Below are 17,938 nucleotides of genomic sequence, written 5' to 3'. Positions count from 1 at the left end.
GGTATGGGCAAATGAGCGGCGGTTTCACGGCCATCGCGGGCGGATGGGAAACGGGTTTTGGACGTGGTGAAAGTTATTCGGCTCATTTTGTGAGCCGAATAAGTCCGCTATTCGGCTCACGCCTCGTAAATGTGCGTGATTCCCACCGCATTTCAAGATGTATCCGATTGTTAAAAAACTGCCGAATCGCTAATCTTCGCGCCTTCTACGACCCGGTAGTCACGGGTCTTTCAGACGAAACGCAGTTTTCACCGCTGTGAAGTACCGAGGATCGGGTGCAAGGTTTCGTCCAGGCATGGCAGGAGGCATTACATGCGTTCATTTCTTTTGCTGCTGATCGGCCTGGCTTGCGCGCCTGCGCTCTCGGCGGCGCCGAGCGCTGAACTGTCGGAACCGGCGGGCGGCTGGCGTTACCACGGCCTGCTTGATCGCAGTGAAAACCCGCAGGTCGCTTACCCCACGCCGCCGATCGATCGCGGTATCCAGCGCAATCGCACGATGATCCAGGGCCAGCTCAAGGCCATTGGCAATCAGCGCGGGCCGCACACGCTGGCGGTCAACGGCAATCCATTGAATCTGTACACCGACGATGACGGGCGTTTCGCCCGGCCGTATGCGTTCGGCGCCGGCTCCAACAGTGTCGAGGTGCGCAGCGCCGCGGGCCAGTCGCTCAAGCGCGTGCAGTTTTACGAAGCGAATAACCTGCGCACGCCGGCGAAGATCCGTGTGGTGCTCGGCTGGGACGACCCCAAGGCCGAGCTCGACCTGCACATCATTACCCCCGACGGCCAACACGCGTTCTTCGCCCACACGGCGCTGACCAACGGCGGCGGTCTGGACCCGGATGGCGTCGATGGCCCCGGCCCGGAAATGTTCACCATGACCGCGCCGCTGCATGGCACCTATCTGGTTTACGTCAACTATTGGGGCAACTTCGGTGACGGCGGCTATAACTTCGAGGAGGCCAGCAATCAGAACGAGGTCATCACCTCGCAAATCACGCTGGTGCTCAACGAAAACACGGTCGACGAAAAACGCGAAACATTCATCGTGCCCCTGCGGGCGATCGGTGATCTGCTGCTGGTCAAGACTTTCAACTATTAAGCATCCCGCACCACGGATGAACTTCGGGTTTTGTGAACATGAGTGATAACGCTGCTTCTCCGGCCGTCCCGACACCTGCCGGCCAACCTTCCCGGCGCTGGCCGGCGCTGCTGATCGGCCTGGTCCTGGTGGCCGGGGTGGCCGGTGGTCTTGGCTGGCTGCTGCACAAACCCAAATTGCCGGCGGCGGCACTTGCCAGCGACAAGCTCGGCCTGAGCCGTCCGGACGCGCTGCTGGAAACCCGCTCCTTGAGCCAGTTGCCCAAAGACCTGCTGACGGTGCCGTTCCTCAAGGCCACGCTCACCGAAGATTTCGTCTTCTATTACGAAACCCACGCCGACCGCCTGGGGCTGATCGGCAGCCTGCGGCGGATCATCTACGAACATGATCTGAAGCTGCAGGACAGCCTGATCGAGCAGCTTTTCGATCAGCCGGCCGATGTCGCGCTGTGGCGCGGTGCCGATGGCCGGCTCAAGGATTTCCTGCTGGTGATGGATCGCGGCGGGTTGGCGAAGCTGCTTGAACCACTGGCGAAAGTGGCGCTGGACGATTCGCAGCTCAGCGTCTTCGGCAGCCTCAAGGTCGGCAGTGACGAGGTGCCGCTGTACCAGCTCAGCTACAACGCCAGCAAATCGCTGCTGTTCGCTTCGCGCGGCGACAAACTGGTGGTGCTGTCCAATCCGAACAAGTACTACGACCCGGCCACCGGTGAATCCGAGGAGTCGGGGCACGTCTCGCCACAAGCGCTGGCGGCCCTGCTCAACGGCGACAAACTGTTCCCCGAGGCCTTCGGCTTGCCGGCCAAGGCGCCGGAGATCAAGCAGCGTCTGTCGGTCAATTCCAGCGTCCTCGCCATGGGCTATCAACGCTTCATCCCGAACTTCGCCGGGCTGCGCTTCGACATGGACGACAAGGGCTGGCACAGCTTCCTTGCCATGGACGAGCTGGATAACCAGCCGGACTTCGATTTCAAACCGGTGTGGCAAGCCATGCCGCTGGGCGCCAGTGCCTGCGTGACCTTGCCGGTGGCGGCCGAACCGCAGAAACCGCTGCTGGTGAAACTCGGCGCCGACGAAGCGGTGGCGCAGAAACTCACCGAGCACGTGGCCGGTGCGGCGGGTCTGTGCTGGTACGCCGACTCGCGGTTGTACACACCGTTGCTGGTTGCCAGCCTGAAGGACGAGGACAGCAGCAAACTCGACGGTGACCTGGGCACGTTGTTCGGTTCGATGGTTGGCGCCTACGAGTCGAATGTCGACGAACACGCGTTTCCGGTGGTCGAGAAACAGCAAGGCCAGAGCCACGTCTGGCAGCGTCAGGTCAGCTCCAACTTCGGCCCGTACGCGGCGAAGACGGCCGAGAACCCGGACGCGATCAGCGGCCGCGCCTTCATGAAAGTCAGCCTCGCGCGTCATGGTTCGACGCTGCTGTTTTCCCTTGACGACAAACTGGTCGACAAGGCCCTTGGCACTCTCGACAAACGCTTCCCGCCGATGGCTGACGTATTGCCCAAAGACGTGCTGATGCCGATCTACTTCGGCCCGGATTCGATGGCGCAACTGATGCAGCAGGAAACCCTCGACAGCCTGCCGCAGGACATGGAACCGGTGTTCTACAACGCGGCACAGACTTACCTGATCCCGAAACTGCGCACCCTCGGTGGCTACGGCAAATACGCGCTGACCCTGCCGCAAGGCAGCGAGCCCGACGGCCACTGGCAATGGCTGCCGCTGGAATGGAAAGCGCTGTGACGGCACTGATCCGCAGCCTCGGCCTGCTCGCGCTGCTGCTCAGTGCGGGTGCTCGAGCCGTTGAAGCGCCAGCACTTGATCCGGCGCAGTCCCAGGTATTCCGCGCCTGGTTCGTGCGTATCGCTCAGGAGCAATTGAGCCAGGGGCCGAGCCCGCGCTGGTATCAGCAGGACTGCGCCGGGCTGGTGCGGTTTGCCGCCAACGAAGCGCTGAAAGTCCACGACGACAAGTGGCTGCGCAGCAATGGTCTGTCCAATCGCTACCTGCCGCCGGAACTGTCGCTGAGCGATGAGCAGCGCAAGCTCGCCCAGCAATGGCAGCAGGGCGGCGGCAAGGTCGGGCCATACGTCAACGCGATCAAACTGATTCAGTTCAACAGCCATCTGGTCAGCCGCGACGTGTCCCAGGCACGCCCCGGCGACCTGATGTTTTTCGATCAGGGTGACGACCAGCACCTGATGATCTGGATGGGCCGCTACATCGCCTATCACACCGGCACGACCACCCCCACTGACAACGGCATGCGTTCGGCAAGCCTGCAGCAACTCATGACATGGAAGGACACCCGATGGATACCCGACGCAGCCAACCCCAACTTCATCGGCGTCTATCGACTGAACTTTCTCTCCCAATGACCGGTGCCCGCATGCTGCGACTCTGCGCTCGAATTCCCCTGCTGCTGGCGCTGTTGCTGCCATTGGCAACCGTCAACGCTGAAGATTCGGTGGAGCCGAGCGGCTACACGCCGGTCGCCGGTGAAAGCTTCTTCCTGCTCGCCGACAGCAGTTTCGCTGCCGACGAACAGGCGATGGTGCGCCTCGAAGCACCGGGCCGCGACTATCGTCGTTTCCGCATGGAGCCTTACGGCGGCGCCGACATTCGCGTGTACCGCATCGACAAGCCGCTGGATTTCCTCAAGCGCCAGAAGAACCTGCACCGCGTGGTCAGCGACGGCCAATTCAAGGGCGAAGGGCTGTCCAACACCCTCGCGTACCTGTGGGACAACTGGTACCGCAAATCGCGGCGGGTGATGCAGCGCGCGTTCTCCTATGAGTCACGCAAGCAGGTCACCGAGGAAGTGCCGGAACTGAAGATGGGCACCGCCATCGCCGCGCCGACCCCGTACGACGCGCAGCCGCAATTCGCGCTGATTCCGGGTCTGCCGGTGGTCAGCCAGTTCCGCTATCCGTTGTGGCAGGCCAAGCCGATCCAGCCGCCGGCCGGGGTCAATCTGGCCGGCTCTTCCAGTGAGTTCGTCAGCGTTGCACCGGGTAACGTGTACATCCCGTTGGGCAACCTGAAACCGGGCCTGTACCTGGTCGAAGCGCTGATCGGCAAGTACCGCGCGACCACCATGGTTTTCGTCTCCAATACCGTGGCGGTGAGCAAGATTGCCGGTGATGAACTGCTGGTGTGGGCGGCGCGCAAACACGAAGGCAGTTCGGTGCCGAAGGTCAATGTGCTGTGGACCGACGGCCTCGGCGTGATGAGCAGCGGTGCTACCGATGCCGATGGTTTGCTGCGTCTGAAACACGTCAGTCCCGAGCGTTCGTTCGTGATCGGTGAGGACGAAGAGGGCGGGGTGTTCGTCTCCGAAAACTTCTATTACGACAGCGAAATCTACGACACCAAGCTCTATGCGTTCACTGATCGACCGCTGTATCGCCCGGGTGATTGGGTGTCGCTGAAAATCGTTGGCCGTGAGTTCAAGAACGCGCGGGATTCGGTATTGCCAGGTGCGGCGGATGTCACCGTCAGCGTACTCGACGCCACCGGCACCGAGCTGCAACACCTCGACCTGAAACTCGATTCGAAGGCCGGCACTCAGGGCCGTTTCCAGTTGCCGGACAACGCCGTGGCCGGTGGTTACGAGATCCGTTTCAACTACAAGGATCAGGCCTATAGCAGTGCCTTCCGCGTGGCCGAATACATCAAGCCACACTTCGAGATTTCGCTGAATCTGGCCAAGCAGGATTACCGCACCGGTGAACCGGTAAAGGGCAGTCTGGTGCTGCTCTACCCGGACGGCAAACCGGTGGCCAACGCCAAGTTGACCCTGAGCCTGCGCGCCCAGCAACTGTCGATGGTCGATAACGAACTGCAATACCTCGGGCAATTTCCGGTGGAGCTGACCAGCACCGAACTGACCACCGACAGCAAAGGCAACGCGACCCTCGACCTGCCGGCCGCCGACAAGCCGAGCCGTTACATGCTCACCGTGTTCGCCAGCGACGGCGCGGCGTATCGGGTCAAGACCACCAAGGAAATCCTTATCGACCGTGGCGCGGCGAGCTTCCGCCTGAGCGCGCCGCAGCGCTTCAGTGCGGTCAACGACAAGGTCGCGTTCAGCTACGCCAACGAAGGTGGCAGCGAGCAGAGCAAAGCGGTCACCCCGAGCAGCTACAGCTGGGTGCGTCTGGAAGACCAGAGCACGGGTGAAGGCAAACTTGCGGCGACGGACAAGGGCTTCAGCATTGCCTTCGAACGTCCCGGTACTTACAACCTGACGCTGAAAGATCAACACGGCCGCGTCCTCGGCGCCACCGGCCATTCGGTCACTGGCGAGGGCGTCAAAGCGGTGCCGGGCACCGTGGAAATCGTCCTCGACAAGCCCGAGTACAAGGCCGGCGATGAAGCGCTGGCGCTGATCACGTTCCCTGAGCCGGTCAGCGATGCACTGCTGTCGCTGGAGCGCGACAAGGTCGAAGCCACCGCGCTGCTGGGCAAGGGCGGCGACTGGCTGAAACTGGAAAAGCTCAGCGACACCCAATACCGCGCGCGCATTCCGGTGAAGGACAACTTCGCGCCGAACCTGACCTTTTCGGTGCTGTACACCAAGGGCGGTCAGTACAGCTTCCAGAACGCCGGGATCAAGGTGGTTGCGCCGCAAATCGACGTGGCGATCAGCACCGACAAAGCGGTGTATCAACCGGGCGATACCGTCACCGTCGACCTGACTACCCAGTTCGCCGGCAAAGCGGTGCCGGCGCACCTGACCGTCAGCGTGGTCGATGAAATGGTCTACGCGCTGCAACCGGAAGTCGCGCCGACCATCGACCAGTTCTTCTACCACCCGCGTCGCAACAACGTGCGCACCAGCGCCAGCCTGTCGTTCATCAGTTACGACGTGGCGTTGCCGGGCAGCCCCGGTGCACCGGGCAAGGCCAACCGCAGCGAGCGTGGGGTGAAAGTGCTGGAGCGTCCGCGTCGCGAAGACGTCGATACCGCGGCATGGCAGCCGGAACTGCTCACAGGTGCCGACGGCAAAACCCGCTTCACCTTCAAGATGCCGGACTCGCTGACCCGCTGGCGCATCACCGCCCGGGCCATCGCCGATGACGGTCAGGTCGGGCAGAAGAAGCAGTTCGTGCGTTCGGAAAAACCGCTGTACCTGAAGTGGAGCGGGCCAAGCAAATTCCGCAAGGGCGATCAGCCGCAACTCGGCGTGTTCGCTTTCAGCCAGGCCGAGAAACCGGTCAAGGCGGAACTGGTTACGCATTACGCGGGCGCCGAACAGCGCCTGCCGGTGACCCTGAACAACGGCATCAATTACGTGCCGCTGCCCGCGTTCGCCCTGGCCTCGGGTGAGTGGACTGCCGAATTGGTGCAGGACGGTAAAACCGCTGACGCCCTTGTTGTGCGCCTGAGTGCGACCGGTGACGGCTGGCAAGTGACGCAAACCCAGAGCCTCGATGTGGCTAGCGGCGACACACCGTTGAGCCTGCCGGCGGACGCCACCGACATTCGCCTGCGTCTGGATGACAGTCCGCAAGCGCTGTTCCGTTCGGCCCTCGATGATCTGCTGAGCTACCCGTACGGCGGCGTCGAGCAGACTGCCAGCCGTCTGCTGCCGCTGAGCATCGCTTATCCGTCGCTGGCGTCGAACCCGCAGATCCGCGATCGCCTGCGTCTGATCATGCAGAACAGCCGCTTGCGTCTGGTGCAAATGGCCGGGCCGTCGGCGAGTTTCACCTGGTGGGGCTTCGACGGTGAGCCGGATGCCTTCCTTACCGCTTACGCCTACTACGCCGACTGGAACGCCAGCCAGGTGCTGGAACTGACCCTGCCGCCAGAGCACTGGCAGCGTGTGCTGGAGGTCTACGCCAAGCAAGCGCCGAACACGCCGTTGCTGCAGCGGGCGCTGATCCTGTCGTTCGCCAAGCAGATGCACCTGCCAGTGAACACTTTGCTCAGCGGCTTGATGGACGATCTGGCCAAGGCCGGTGAAGGCAATGCCGAAACCCTGATGGACGACGGCGAAGACAGCCTGGTGATGAGCGACCCGGATTCGGCGCTCGGTCTGGCGGCGGCGCGGGTGTTGACCGCATCGTTGGCCACCCAGTCGAAAGTGGCGTTGCCGGAGGCGTTCAATCGTCAGGTCGGCGCGGCGCAACAGCGTCTGGCGGTCAGTTCGCAGCCGTTTGCCGAGGCGCTGAACCTGTCGCTGCAAGCGTTCGATCAGGCCCGCGCGAGCGCATTGCTGCAACGTCTGCTGCCACAACAATCGACTCTCGAACGCGCACTGGCGCTGAGCTGGCTGCAACGCAGCATCGCTCAGGCCTCGCCGACCATCGCGCTGATGCCGGGTGAAGGCTGGAAGAAAAACTACGGCACAACCGGTGAGATGTTCTGGACGTGGCAGGGCGCGACGCCGGTGCCGAGCGTGTTGTCGGTGTCCGGTACTCAGGAGCGTCCGCTGCGTGCGGCGCTGAGCTTCCAGACCCAGCAACCGGCGGTCGATCCAATGGCCGTGACCATCACCCGTCGCCTGTCGCGACTGGTGCCGGGCGATGAAGCGTTCACCTTCAAACTGGAGCCGGTCGGCACCAGGCCGCTGTCCAGCGACAGCCTGTACCTGGACGAAGTGATCCTCACCAGCAAGGCGCCAAAACCGCTGCGCTACGGCATGCTCGAAGTGCCGCTGCCACCGGGCGCCGATGTCGAGCGCACCACCTGGGGCATCAAGTTGCAGGGCAAGGACGGCACCGAACCGACCGCGCTGGAGAAGGCGCGCTTCGAGCCGGGGCAACTGGCCTACGCGGTGCCGGTGGATGCACTGAGCGGCGAATTGCGTCTGCGCCATCTGGTGCGTTTCTCGCAGAAGGGCCAGTTCAACCTGCCGCCGGTGCGTTTCACGCAGGTGTACGCGCCGCAGCATCAGGCCCAGGAAGCGAAAGCCGCCCTCGGCCAGGTCACGGTCAACTGACATGAACCGGCCGCTGCTGTGGCTGCTGATGTGTGTGATTCCTGCGCTGGCGACGGCGCAGGATGAGCCACTGCGGCTGGCGTACAAGGGCGAGCTGCTGTCGTTGAATCACACGCAACTGATCGCTCGCGAGCCCTTGCCGTCGACGCTGGATACGCCGCTGGGCAGCCTGTGGAAATTGTTCGTGTACGCGTGGCTGGTCGATACCGATGCGCGTGAGCCGGCTTATGAATGTCGCGGGCAGTCCAAGGAAGAGGTTTATTGCTGCTCGGCGGGCGGCAAGATCGAGCGTGATCAGGCGTTGGTGAAATCCTGCGGGTTGTACTTTGATCCGTCACGGTTGGGCATTGCTTCTGCCGATTGGCGCACGTATTGGCAGGCGCGGCAGGCGCCGTCGTGGTTGCTGGATTTGCCAACCGTGCAACCGGCAACAAGGGTTTCGGTGGCTGAGTTATTGGGCGTTTTGGCTTTGCTGCCGGCGCAGGATCAGATGCGCCGCGTGTTGCTCGACGTCGTGCTGAACGCGGCGGACGGCAACGTCGTCGGTGAACTGGGTGGGCGTTTGCGGGTGAAGACCTGGAGCTGGCTCGGTGATCAGGATCCGCTATCGCGCCAGGGTGGTTTTGCCGGCTGGACGGCGGACGGTTCGCCGATCTGGGCCGGTGGGCGTGGCACCAGTCAGATGGTTTTGCGCCATTACGGGCAGGCGTTGGCGACGGTGTTGCCTTCTTCCTGGCCGGCTGACGCAGGGCGTTGTGTCGAGGTCGGACTGTTCTCGCGTTATCCGGTTTCGCGAGTCTTGTCGGGTGAGCGCGTTGCCGGCGCCGGGCCTTTGCAGGGCGACTACCGCGTCGAATTCGCCAACGGTAACGCGCTGGATATCCACAGCGCCGGCGAACTGTTTCTGCTCAACGACAAACTCGTCGCACGGCTTGACCGTGAGGAATACGTCGCCCGCGTCCTTGAGCGCGAAGCCAGACCCGAACCCGCCGAAGCCGCCAAGGCACTGGCCGTGGCGATCCGCACCTATCTGCTGCAAAACGCCACGCGCAACGGCGATTGCCTGAGCATCGACGACAGCAGCAACCGTCAGCGCGTCGCCCCACGCCCGGCTTCCGCCGAGTCGCGCAACATCGCGGCGTGGACAGCGGATCTGGTGCTGGCCGGCAGCACCGTCACCTATCATTCCGACCAACCAGGCCCGGACAAACTCGCCTGGCAACAAGCCGTCGAACAGGCCAACGCCGGCCAGCGTTACGACGCGATTCTGCTGCACGCCTATCCGCGCGCCAGCCTCAGCCGTTGGGACAACCCGGTCGCCTCCTGCGAAGCGCTGCCGGCCGCCCAGGACTGGCTGCAAAAGCAGCGTCGCGGCTGGCGTCCGACGCTGGAAAGCGAAACCGGCTACAACGAAGTCAGTACCTTCGCCGTGTGCAAACTGGCTTTCGGCCGCCCGTTTGTCGACCGCGAGCGTCAGCGCATCTACGTGCGCGGCGTGCTGACGCTGCAGGATCGCCTCGACCTGACTCACGAATATCTGCACCTGGCTTTTGAAGCACATCCCAACGGCCAGGATGAAACTTACATCGAAGGGCTTGCCCGTCACCTCTTGCTGGAATAGACCATGACACTCCGTTATCCACAGGTCTTGCTGTTGCTCTGCGCGTTCAATGCGTTGCCGATGGCAATGGCCGCTGACAGCGTCAAACTCGACACCCCGGTCGGCGGCTGGCGCACCGGCGCGCCTGAGGGCGAAGGCGAAAACTTCCGCCAGACCGTCAACTACCCGGCCTCCTCGGTGAACACCCCGGTCGGCCAGGCCAACACCGCGCGCATCAGCGGCGAAATCAAAGCCACCCCCAAAAGCAAAGATCCCGGCCGACTGATCGTCAACGGCGTCAGCATGCCGCTGAAAATCGACGACAGCGGCCGCTTCGACCGCCCGTTCTCCTTCCCCAACGGCAGCAACAGCGTCGAAGTGCGCAGCCCCGACGGCCAGCAACGCCACCGCACCCAGTTCCTCAACGCCAGCGGCGGCGCCACCCCGGCCAAGCTGCGCGTGCTGCTGTCGTGGGACAGCGACGGCACCGACCTCGACCTGCACCTGATCACCCCCGACGGCGCGCACATCTGGTACGGCGACCGCGTCGCCCCCAACGGTGCAGCGCTCGACGTCGACGTCACCACCGGTTATGGCCCGGAAATCTTCGCCATGCCGGCGCCGATCAAGGGCCAGTATCTGGTGTATGTGAACTACTTCGGCGGCGGTTATCGCGGGGATGACGAGGGCGGCGAAGAGGCGGTGCAGCCGCTGACGACGGCGCAGGTGACGGTGATTACCGAGGAAGGCACGCCGAGCGAGAAGATGGAGACGTTTGTCGTGCCGATGCGGGCGGTGGGGGAGTTGACGTTGGTGAAGTCGTTTAGTTATCCGTGAGGCTGAGGTACAGCGAGCGCAGCGTCTGTACACGATTGCGTCCCTGATCCTTGGCGCCGTATAGCGCCTGATCCGCTTCCGAGAGCAGGCGCGACAAGTCATAGCCGGATTCGCGAGTGGTCACCACGCCGATGCTGACGCTGAGCAGGCCCGGCTCAAGAATCGACAGTTGGGAGAATGAGCGGCGGATCCGCTCGGCAATCTCCAATGCATTCTGCTCATCGCAATCGTTGAGCAAGCAAGCAAACTCCTCACCACCGATCCGCCCGCAAACATCTTCCTTGCGCAGGCTCTCGACCACGATCCGGCCGAACGCAATCAACGCCTGATCCCCAACGGGATGACCATAGGTGTCATTCAGACGCTTGAAGTTATCCAGATCGCAAAGCAGCAACGCCGCTGGTTCCGTGTGTTGCTTGCTGTCGGATAGCAATCGCCCCGCGTGCAACATGAACGCCCGACGGTTGCCGATGCCGGTCAGCGGATCGCTGAACGCCGCAGCCTTGAGCTTGAGTTCGGCGCGTTCCTTGACCATCGCCAGCGTCACGTAAGCGATGCCGATCACATACAGCATCGACTCGAACAGCATGAACGAGAAAAACGGTACGCCTTCGCCGCTGCCCAGCAGGTCCTTGGTCAACGGCAGACCTTCATCGGTGGCGCTGCGTACGGCGTAGAACACTGTGTGCAAAACCGTCAGCACCAGTGCCGGCATGAACGCGACGTCCAGACTGTTGCGACTGCGCCACAGCTCCAGCGTCGTCAGCACGCCATAAGCGAATGCCAGCAGCGAGTAGACCAGCACTCGGTTCGACATCGAATCGTAGAAGGGCGGAATCAGACACAGCGTCAGCCAGACAAGCGAACCGGCCAGAATCCCCGCCATTGAAGGCGCACGGCCCACCAGCGTGCGCATGGCCATCCAGTTCATCGCCGCACTGAGCAGCAACACCACGTTGCCAAATATGATGGGAACGAAATCCACCCCACGATCACGCCAACTGACCAGCACGACTCCCAACGCCCCCAACAGCATCATGCTGCCGAGAAAGGCCAACGGCCGCTCGCGGGATTCGCGATACCAGGCATGCAGGGTCAGCAACCCCATCAGAAAAAAAACGAAGACCGAAACGACCAGCAGGGTCGGGATATGCAGGGCCATTCCATGGAATCCCGTGAGGCTCAATACCGGAATCCGGCCGGTGGCGGGAATGCGGGTAAAAACAGAGGGGTGGGTGTTGGGCGGGGTTTAGCACTGTGGGGGTTAGGGTTGGCAAGTGCTGGCGTGTGACGCTAACGATTAGCGCTCATTCCGATGATCACTTCAACCAGGTGCGGCAGGAAAAATGAGTGAGGCAATTGTGCAAGCACCTCTTGCCCCATTTCATGTCTTTGTCAGGCCGCTATCTCCGGACTGAAGCTGCTGGATGTCAGACGAGTGATCGCAATCTCTAGTGCCTGATCATCGAATAACTTGTTTTTACGCACCGCTGCTCCGGACCCACCGTCCCAGTTCTTCAGTGCTTTACGTACCGTTGGAACGGTTGGAGCAACTCTTTCCCGAATCAGCAACCAATCAACCGTCGCCAGTAACTCCATGCCGAAAGGTGACTCAAAACCGTCGATCAATTCAGCCGTTCGCTCTAAAGCTTGGGAGTATTCCTTGGCTTCAGTCTTGAGGTAGGTTTGCAAAAAGGCTCTGCGATCTTGATCAAACCAAATGACATCGGTAATTCCTGCATCACTGATGCGCTTGTCGCAATGTAGATAGCTGCCATCCAGATTGTTGAGCAGATGCTCCAACCGGTTGGCATACGGTCCGAATTTATGTGCAGCGAATTTCAGATTCAGCGGGTTCTCAGTACCTGGAAGTTTCTCGATTGCACGCTCAAGAAACCACGCCAGTTTTTGAATCTCGAGCAGGCTGCATTCCATGCCCAGAACCCAATAGCGTCTTACCAACTCGGCAATTAGCGCCCGTGCCGGAGTGAGCTGTTCCACACCGTTGCGTTTAGCGACGTTCAGGTATTGATTGGAGGGTTCGAACACTAATACATCGACATCCAGATCGCTCAGTACCTCAACTATTTGCTCTCGAACCTCGGGCCACTTCAGTCCACCATTACCCGCACCTAGCGGCGGAACAGCGACAGACTTCACATCGTTCTCAATCAAGAAACGACGCAGATCATGCAAACCCTCGGTTATCCACGCCATTTGCGATGGAGAGCGCCAGTGGCGCTTGGTAGGGAAGTTCACGATCCAGCGTGGGCCATCAAGTTCATTGGTGGCCGTCACGTGCATCTTGCCGGTTTCTACTTCACCGGCTTTGCACGCTGCTGCATACAGACGGTAATTCTGCGCAAAGCGTTCTTTGAACATCAACGCGATACCTTTGCCCATGACGCCCACGGTGTTCACCGTGTTAACGAGGGCTTCGGTTTTGGCTTCCAGAAGGTTGCCTTGGGTGAATCTGATCATTGGAAATACCATTTGGGACGCGCATGGACAGGTAAAGTCAAGCCTCTGGCTGCGACGTTTTGTTCTATGCGTGCTCTGAGGGCGATATCGGGTGTCGTTTAGAAACGTCAGAGCGGATCCGGGGTTACGGTGAACTGAAACCTGTGGCACAGTCAGAATCCGGAAAAGTGGTACGTAGCGACACGGTATCTGACACTCACAGAACCTAACCAGTTATATAGAGCATTTTAAAAGGAAGTTAACTTATGAAAATTGAAAGCCTTCGCTACTATTTGACTCTGATTTTTTTGGTTCTTGGGTGCTCAATTCCTGTCACGGGAATCGCAGTTTGGGTTATGACTGAGATAGTGCAAATTGCAGTCAGCCATCTAAGTGTGTTGTATATTGCTGCGTACATTGTCGTGGCTTGTATTGGGTTTTACGTATATGGCAAAAGGCTTAGGAATGTAATATAGAACTAGTTCTGGTTATTGTCTTGAGTCTTTTTTAAGTATTCCGAATGTAGTGAGTCAATTGTTAGTGAGTCAATAAGCCCTTCAAAAAACATCGCCAGGCTACTCGTTTGTCTGTATGCTTTTTCATGGTTGATTGAGTCGTGCACAAATAGCTGTGTGGCCTCGGGTTTTTTCACTGAACGCAACAAGCCGAAACCGGATAAAAGAAAGTCTGTAGTGTAGTAGGCCATATTGCCTCTATGCTCACCTCTAAAAATTGCTTGGTAGGCGGCCCTAGTTGGCCCTGTTATACTTTTGTCCTCAGGCCCGTTGTGTATGTTTCCTATGCCTTCATATATATTGTTTGCACCATGCCCCGCTAGAAGCGCGCCAGGTATCACGGCTAGACCGCCAGAAGAGGCCGAAATAGCCACTCCAACCTCAACCTGCATAACACCTGCCGCCACTCCGATCCCGTTTTTTGCATAAAACCATGTCGTCTGTATTAGCCCATCATATTCTGCTCTCAGCTCCTGAACCCCATCCCATGCAGTAATTACGCCCTCGTTAACATCCCGGATTATTTCATTTACGTAGTTAGCAATAAATGAGCTGAATTGCACCTGAGCCACGCTATCAGACAGGTACGTACCGCTCGCCATACAGCCTAAGGACATCAAATCCGAGGCTGCTTTCGTAACGTCATGCATATCGCACTGTTGGTCACTCATATTTCGTTATTCCACGTACTGTGTGCACTGGTGCCAGCCTGAACATGCGTCCAGGTAATATCGCGATAACGGATAGCGACGTTTTCTTGGGGTTGACCGTCTGACATATGGATGGCATGGGGAACTTGAATGTTCATGTGCGCAATCCGTGCCCCGGACAGTCGTACTGTAAAATATTTTTCCTGGCTCCCCATCGGAGACGTTCGATAAAGATCAACGACGCATTCGACTTCCTCACCGTCATGCAATGCGCTGGCAATGAGTGGCGAAGATTTATCAATATTTTTTGTGATAACAATGGGCATGTGCTGCCCGCGACCGCCTGTTACCGTTCCATCGCTACCGGCAACCATGTTATGGGAGTAAGCCAGTACCATGATTTCATCAAAGTGGCCAAGCTGACATTTGTTTCCGATAGAGTCCGGGCTAGAACAGCCCGACGAGATCAAACCTTGCTTTTTTCCAGTAATCGACATGTATCCGTGATTAGCCATGTGCAACCCTCCTTTGATTGGCTAATCACTGTATTACTAAAGCAAGCAGGTTGGCTGTAGGTCGTTTCCGAAACTTGCTCGATCAATAATCCTGCAGCTCATGTATTCCCTTCATACTCAGTCGCGGCGCCCCGTAGCCACGTTTGGCACTGCTCGAAAGTCCGGCACGTTTGAGTCGATCGTGCGCCCAGCCTGCCCGGTTCTTGTAGGTGGCCTGACCACTGGCGATCAGCTCTTCACGCTGCGCTTCTCTTAACTGCAGCGTTTTAGCTGCCGCTTCGTGAGCGTCCCGAGCAACCGCACCCTCGGGTTTTGTAGCGAGAAAACGAAGGATCGGCTCGATGAACTGATCGTAGGTTGGAACGGACATAGGCGCATCCCTGTGCTGAAGGTTCTTTAACTAACCGGCGGGCGAGCATAAATTAACGCTCGCCTAGGACACCTTGGAGAGTAAGCGCTGTTTCCGTGAAAACGTAAGTCGCTATGTCTCGGTTCGCACATATGTCGAATATCTGGCTGGTTCACTTTCTCACAGGCATTAAAAAGCCGGCTTGTGGCCGGCTTCTCGGGGACTGGCTTGGCCTATTTTTGGTAAGCCTTGCCAGCCTTCAAAACGTACACCCGGATCTGCGTCCGGCTGTGGGACTTGGTCAGACGTTGGTCTGCCGCGTCGGGCGTCATCTGGGCCGCGGGAGCGGGTCGATGCGCAAATGTGGGGCGCAGGATACTGAGTTTTGTTGGGGATTCCCAGTCTCAACTGCGGAATAGAGCCACTGCGGTGGTCGAAATTCGTAATTTGTACTGACTTTTGGGGCCTCTTCGCGAGCAAGCCCGCTCCCACAGGGTTTGGTGCAGGGTCGAAGATTCGTATCCGGTCATAGAAACGGCACCACCGGCCGGCGTTTGCCCAGGGTTGACCACCAGAAGACCCAGCCCAGAATGTGTATCCGCTGCTCATCGATCTGCGCCGCGCGAAAGATTTCGTCCGGGTGTTCGGCGCTGTTGTGGCTGCGCAGGCGCAGGGCGTTGCCGGGCATGCGGTGCAGGTACTTGATGCGTAGCATGCCGTCGTGTTCGATGGCGTAGATTTCGCCGTCGACCACCTGGGTCAGGCCACGATCGATGCCGACGATGGAGCCGTCTTCTATGCGCTCGCCCATGCTGTTGCCGATCATGTGCGCGCAGATAGCGTCGGTGTGACGGATCTCCAATTGGTCGAGGTGGGCACGGGGCAGGCGGATGGTTTGCTCGGGGTCGAGGATGACGTGGGTCTTGCCGGCGCCGGTGGTGAGTGGCGTTTCCTTGAAAAACGGCAGTTCGATGTCGTTGGGGTCGATGACTGTGTAGACACCGCGGATGGCCTGGGCGTCGAAGGTGTAGCCATTGCTGGCAGGGGTTTGCAGGCGGGGAGACTCCTTGCTGCCTTCGCCGGTTTTCAGCCAATCGCTGTTGACAGACAGCAGGCGTGAGACTTCCTCCATGCGATACGCCGGGACGCCCCGGGTGTACCAGTTATGAATATTTTGGGCTTCCGTGCCCCAGAACTTTGCGAATCCCGTGGTGGTGATGTTCGCTGCTTCCAGGAGTGCCTTGAATCTTGGACCGCTAGTGTTCTTTCTCATAAACACCGAGTCTACGGCCGTGCCAGAGCGGTTTGAATAAACCGGGCGTTCAAAAAAGGGCTGTATTTTGCGACTGGATGTAAGGCGTGCTTGTGGGAAATCACTCACTTCGAAACTTTTCTGTAGTCCGCCATAAACGCAACGTTTAAGACAGCTTCTCTCAGGCACAAAAAACCCCGGATCAACCGGGGTTTTCTTCAGACTTCACGCAGCAAGCAAGTGCTTAGCCCTTGTAGGCAGCAACCGACTTGGTGATCGCGTCGCGAGCGGCGTCAGCGCCAGCCCAGCCTTCGATCTTGACCCATTTGCCTTTTTCGAGATCTTTGTAGTTAGCAAAGAAGTGCTCGATCTGCTGGATCAGCAGTGGCGGCAGGTCGGTGTATTCCTTCACATCGACGTACAGCTGGGACAGCTTGTCGTGTGGGACTGCGATGACTTTGGCATCGCCGCCGCCGTCGTCGGTCATGTTCAGGATGCCGACCGGACGCGCGCGGATCACCGAGCCTGGAGCAACCGGGTAAGGGGTCACAACCAGCACGTCGAGGGGATCACCGTCGTCAGCCAGGGTGTTCGGGATGTAACCGTAGTTGGCCGGGTAGAACATTGGGGTGGCCATGAAACGGTCAACGAACAGGCAATCGCTGTCTTTGTCGATTTCGTATTTGATCGGCGCGTGGTTGGCCGGGATCTCGATCGCGACGTAGATGTCGTTCGGCAGGTCTTTGCCAGCCGGAATCTTGCTGTAGCTCATTGGGCGTTGCCCCCGTAGTTGACCAAAAACACTTGGCCGGATTGACCAAAAAGTGGCGGCGATTATAGGCACATTCCTACGCCGACGCCACGTACCAGAAGTCGTGCAGCGCTTACTCGTGCGCCTGATAGACCGGGTCTGTGGCCTGAAGTTGCCGCAACCTGCCCAACGGATCCTGCCGGTAGAAAAGCTTCAGTTGCAAGTAGACCTGTGGATAAGCCTCGTGCAGCAGATCCGGGGCGCTGAAGAAGTATTCGCTGGTGACTGCGAAGAACTCGGCAGGGTTTTCGGCGGCGTATGGGTCGATGGCGGTTTCGGCATCGGGATGGCGGTCGAGCTGGCGGTTGAGGTCATCGTAGGCGTGCTGCATGACCTCGGCCCAGTCGCTGACGCGCATGTCGGCGTGCAGTGGCGGCAGGCCGTTGGCGTCGCCGTTGAGCATGTCGAGTTTGTGCGCCAGTTCGTGGATCACCAGGTTGTAGCCTTCCCAGCCACCGCTGGCCATTACGCCCGGCCAGGCGAGGATGATCGGCCCCTGTTGCCAGGCTTCGCCGCTGTGTTCGCCGTCCCACTCGTGCTCGACCCCGCTGGCATCGCGATGGCGTTGCGGGCTGAGGAAGTCATCGGGGTAGAGGATGATTTCGTGAAAGCCCTGATACCAGTTCAAGTCGCCCAGATTGAGCAGCGGCAACTGGGCCTGTGCGGCGAGCAGCAGGCGTTGCTCCTGATGCAGTTCGACGCCGGGCAGGGCGGTCAGGTGTTTGTCTTCGAGAAACAGCACGCAGGCTTCACGCAGCCACTGGTCCTCGGCGGCGCTGATGCCATCGAGGAAGCTCAGGTGGTGGCGCACCCGTTGCCACAGGTCGTCGGCAATCGGGTGTCTGGCCAGAATGCGCCGGCGACGCCAGGCGCTCAGTGACCACATCG

Annotated in this window: 13 protein-coding genes, 1 tRNA gene and 2 pseudogenes; 6 read left to right on the top strand and 10 right to left on the bottom strand. The window is 59.7% G+C overall.

Going from position 1 to position 17,938, the window contains the following annotated elements; genetic code table 11:
• Positions 1 to 312: 312 nt before the first annotated feature.
• Positions 313 to 1,104 (top strand): YfaP family protein, encoded by a 792-nt coding sequence (locus tag AC0J41_RS23050; RefSeq protein WP_025108662.1) that lies wholly within the window; start codon positions 313 to 315, stop codon positions 1,102 to 1,104.
• Between the two features lie 537 nt (positions 1,105 to 1,641).
• Here the strand turns inward: AC0J41_RS23050 and AC0J41_RS23045 are convergent.
• Positions 1,642 to 1,730, bottom strand: a tRNA-OTHER gene (locus tag AC0J41_RS23045).
• On the opposite strand from AC0J41_RS23045, the gene AC0J41_RS23040 reads away from it, so the two are divergent.
• Genes AC0J41_RS23040 through AC0J41_RS23020 form a run of 5 tightly spaced genes read left to right on the top strand, consistent with a single transcriptional unit; the run spans position 1,701 to position 10,498 of the window.
• The gene (locus tag AC0J41_RS23040) at positions 1,701 to 2,855 is read left to right on the top strand and encodes a DUF2138 family protein (protein WP_473013695.1); all 1,155 of its coding nucleotides are present in this window, start codon (positions 1,701 to 1,703) and stop codon (positions 2,853 to 2,855) included. The two genes, AC0J41_RS23045 and AC0J41_RS23040, sit on opposite strands and share 30 nt — an antisense overlap.
• A complete protein-coding gene (locus AC0J41_RS23035; protein WP_034153738.1) occupies positions 2,840 to 3,490 on the top strand; it encodes a DUF1175 domain-containing protein in 651 nt (216 codons plus the stop codon). Before AC0J41_RS23040 ends, AC0J41_RS23035 begins: the two co-directional genes overlap by 16 nt.
• The gene (locus AC0J41_RS23030; RefSeq protein ID WP_473013694.1) at positions 3,487 to 8,061 is read left to right on the top strand and encodes an alpha-2-macroglobulin family protein; all 4,575 of its coding nucleotides are present in this window, start codon (positions 3,487 to 3,489) and stop codon (positions 8,059 to 8,061) included. The genes AC0J41_RS23035 and AC0J41_RS23030 overlap by 4 nt, the downstream gene beginning before the upstream one ends.
• Position 8,062: 1 nt before the next feature.
• The gene (locus tag AC0J41_RS23025; RefSeq protein ID WP_473013693.1) at positions 8,063 to 9,682 is read left to right on the top strand and encodes a DUF2300 domain-containing protein; all 1,620 of its coding nucleotides are present in this window, start codon (positions 8,063 to 8,065) and stop codon (positions 9,680 to 9,682) included.
• Positions 9,683 to 9,685: 3 nt separating this feature from the next.
• Complete coding sequence (locus AC0J41_RS23020) at positions 9,686 to 10,498, top strand: YfaP family protein (protein ID WP_473013692.1); 813 nt, start codon at positions 9,686 to 9,688, stop codon at positions 10,496 to 10,498.
• On the opposite strand, the gene AC0J41_RS23015 is transcribed toward AC0J41_RS23020, so the two are convergent.
• The 9 genes and pseudogenes from AC0J41_RS23015 to AC0J41_RS22975 all read right to left on the bottom strand — a co-directional run bounded on the left by AC0J41_RS23015 (position 10,485) and on the right by AC0J41_RS22975 (position 17,936).
• Positions 10,485 to 11,660 (bottom strand): GGDEF domain-containing protein, encoded by a 1,176-nt coding sequence (locus AC0J41_RS23015; RefSeq protein WP_473013691.1) that lies wholly within the window; start codon positions 11,658 to 11,660, stop codon positions 10,485 to 10,487. The genes AC0J41_RS23020 and AC0J41_RS23015 overlap by 14 nt on opposite strands.
• 233 nt (positions 11,661 to 11,893) lie before the next feature.
• Complete coding sequence (darG, locus tag AC0J41_RS23010) at positions 11,894 to 12,979, bottom strand: type II toxin-antitoxin system antitoxin DNA ADP-ribosyl glycohydrolase DarG (protein ID WP_473013690.1); 1,086 nt, start codon at positions 12,977 to 12,979, stop codon at positions 11,894 to 11,896.
• Positions 12,976 to 13,068: pseudogene (locus tag AC0J41_RS23005) on the bottom strand (type II toxin-antitoxin system toxin DNA ADP-ribosyl transferase DarT); the annotation flags it as partial. The pseudogene AC0J41_RS23005 and the gene darG, both read right to left, overlap by 4 nt.
• Positions 13,069 to 13,436: 368 nt before the next feature.
• Positions 13,437 to 14,144 carry a DUF4225 domain-containing protein gene (locus tag AC0J41_RS23000; RefSeq protein ID WP_473013689.1) on the bottom strand — a complete coding sequence of 236 codons (708 nt, stop codon included), beginning with the start codon at positions 14,142 to 14,144 and terminating at the stop codon, positions 13,437 to 13,439.
• Complete coding sequence (locus AC0J41_RS22995; RefSeq protein ID WP_473013688.1) at positions 14,141 to 14,638, bottom strand: Hcp family type VI secretion system effector; 498 nt, start codon at positions 14,636 to 14,638, stop codon at positions 14,141 to 14,143. The genes AC0J41_RS23000 and AC0J41_RS22995 overlap by 4 nt, the downstream gene beginning before the upstream one ends.
• 133 nt (positions 14,639 to 14,771) lie before the next feature.
• Positions 14,772 to 15,008, bottom strand: a pseudogene (locus tag AC0J41_RS22990) (winged helix-turn-helix domain-containing protein); the annotation flags it as partial.
• A 505-nt stretch (positions 15,009 to 15,513) separates the two neighbouring features.
• Complete coding sequence (locus AC0J41_RS22985) at positions 15,514 to 16,260, bottom strand: S24 family peptidase (RefSeq protein WP_473013687.1); 747 nt, start codon at positions 16,258 to 16,260, stop codon at positions 15,514 to 15,516.
• A 223-nt stretch (positions 16,261 to 16,483) separates the two neighbouring features.
• A complete protein-coding gene (ppa, locus tag AC0J41_RS22980; RefSeq protein WP_008052339.1) occupies positions 16,484 to 17,011 on the bottom strand; it encodes an inorganic diphosphatase in 528 nt (175 codons plus the stop codon).
• A 112-nt stretch (positions 17,012 to 17,123) separates the two neighbouring features.
• On the bottom strand, positions 17,124 to 17,936 hold the full coding sequence (locus tag AC0J41_RS22975) for a M90 family metallopeptidase (protein WP_473013686.1): 813 nt from the start codon (positions 17,934 to 17,936) through the stop codon (positions 17,124 to 17,126).
• Between the last annotated feature and the right edge of the window lie 2 nt (positions 17,937 to 17,938).

Source organism: Pseudomonas sp. Arb-4-2C (assembly GCF_055755015.1).
Note: the sequence above shows the minus strand (reverse complement) of the source record. Positions and strands in the feature narration are given on the sequence as shown.

What these genes read in the sequence shown, in the direction of transcription:
- AC0J41_RS23050 (WP_025108662.1), top strand. Translation starts at nt 313, where the DNA reads ATGCGTTCATTTCTTTTGCTGCTGATCGGCCTGGCTTGCGCGCCTGCG.
- AC0J41_RS23035 (WP_034153738.1), top strand. Translation starts at nt 2,840, where the DNA reads ATGGAAAGCGCTGTGACGGCACTGATCCGCAGCCTCGGCCTGCTCGCG.
- AC0J41_RS23030 (WP_473013694.1), top strand. Translation starts at nt 3,487, where the DNA reads ATGACCGGTGCCCGCATGCTGCGACTCTGCGCTCGAATTCCCCTGCTG.
- AC0J41_RS23025 (WP_473013693.1), top strand. Translation starts at nt 8,063, where the DNA reads ATGAACCGGCCGCTGCTGTGGCTGCTGATGTGTGTGATTCCTGCGCTG.
- AC0J41_RS23020 (WP_473013692.1), top strand. Translation starts at nt 9,686, where the DNA reads ATGACACTCCGTTATCCACAGGTCTTGCTGTTGCTCTGCGCGTTCAAT.
- AC0J41_RS23015 (WP_473013691.1), bottom strand. Translation starts at nt 11,660, where the DNA reads ATGGCCCTGCATATCCCGACCCTGCTGGTCGTTTCGGTCTTCGTTTTT.
- darG (WP_473013690.1), bottom strand. Translation starts at nt 12,979, where the DNA reads ATGATCAGATTCACCCAAGGCAACCTTCTGGAAGCCAAAACCGAAGCC.
- AC0J41_RS23000 (WP_473013689.1), bottom strand. Translation starts at nt 14,144, where the DNA reads ATGAGTGACCAACAGTGCGATATGCATGACGTTACGAAAGCAGCCTCG.
- AC0J41_RS22995 (WP_473013688.1), bottom strand. Translation starts at nt 14,638, where the DNA reads ATGGCTAATCACGGATACATGTCGATTACTGGAAAAAAGCAAGGTTTG.
- AC0J41_RS22985 (WP_473013687.1), bottom strand. Translation starts at nt 16,260, where the DNA reads ATGAGAAAGAACACTAGCGGTCCAAGATTCAAGGCACTCCTGGAAGCA.
- ppa (WP_008052339.1), bottom strand. Translation starts at nt 17,011, where the DNA reads ATGAGCTACAGCAAGATTCCGGCTGGCAAAGACCTGCCGAACGACATC.
- AC0J41_RS22975 (WP_473013686.1), bottom strand. Translation starts at nt 17,936, where the DNA reads ATGTGGTCACTGAGCGCCTGGCGTCGCCGGCGCATTCTGGCCAGACAC.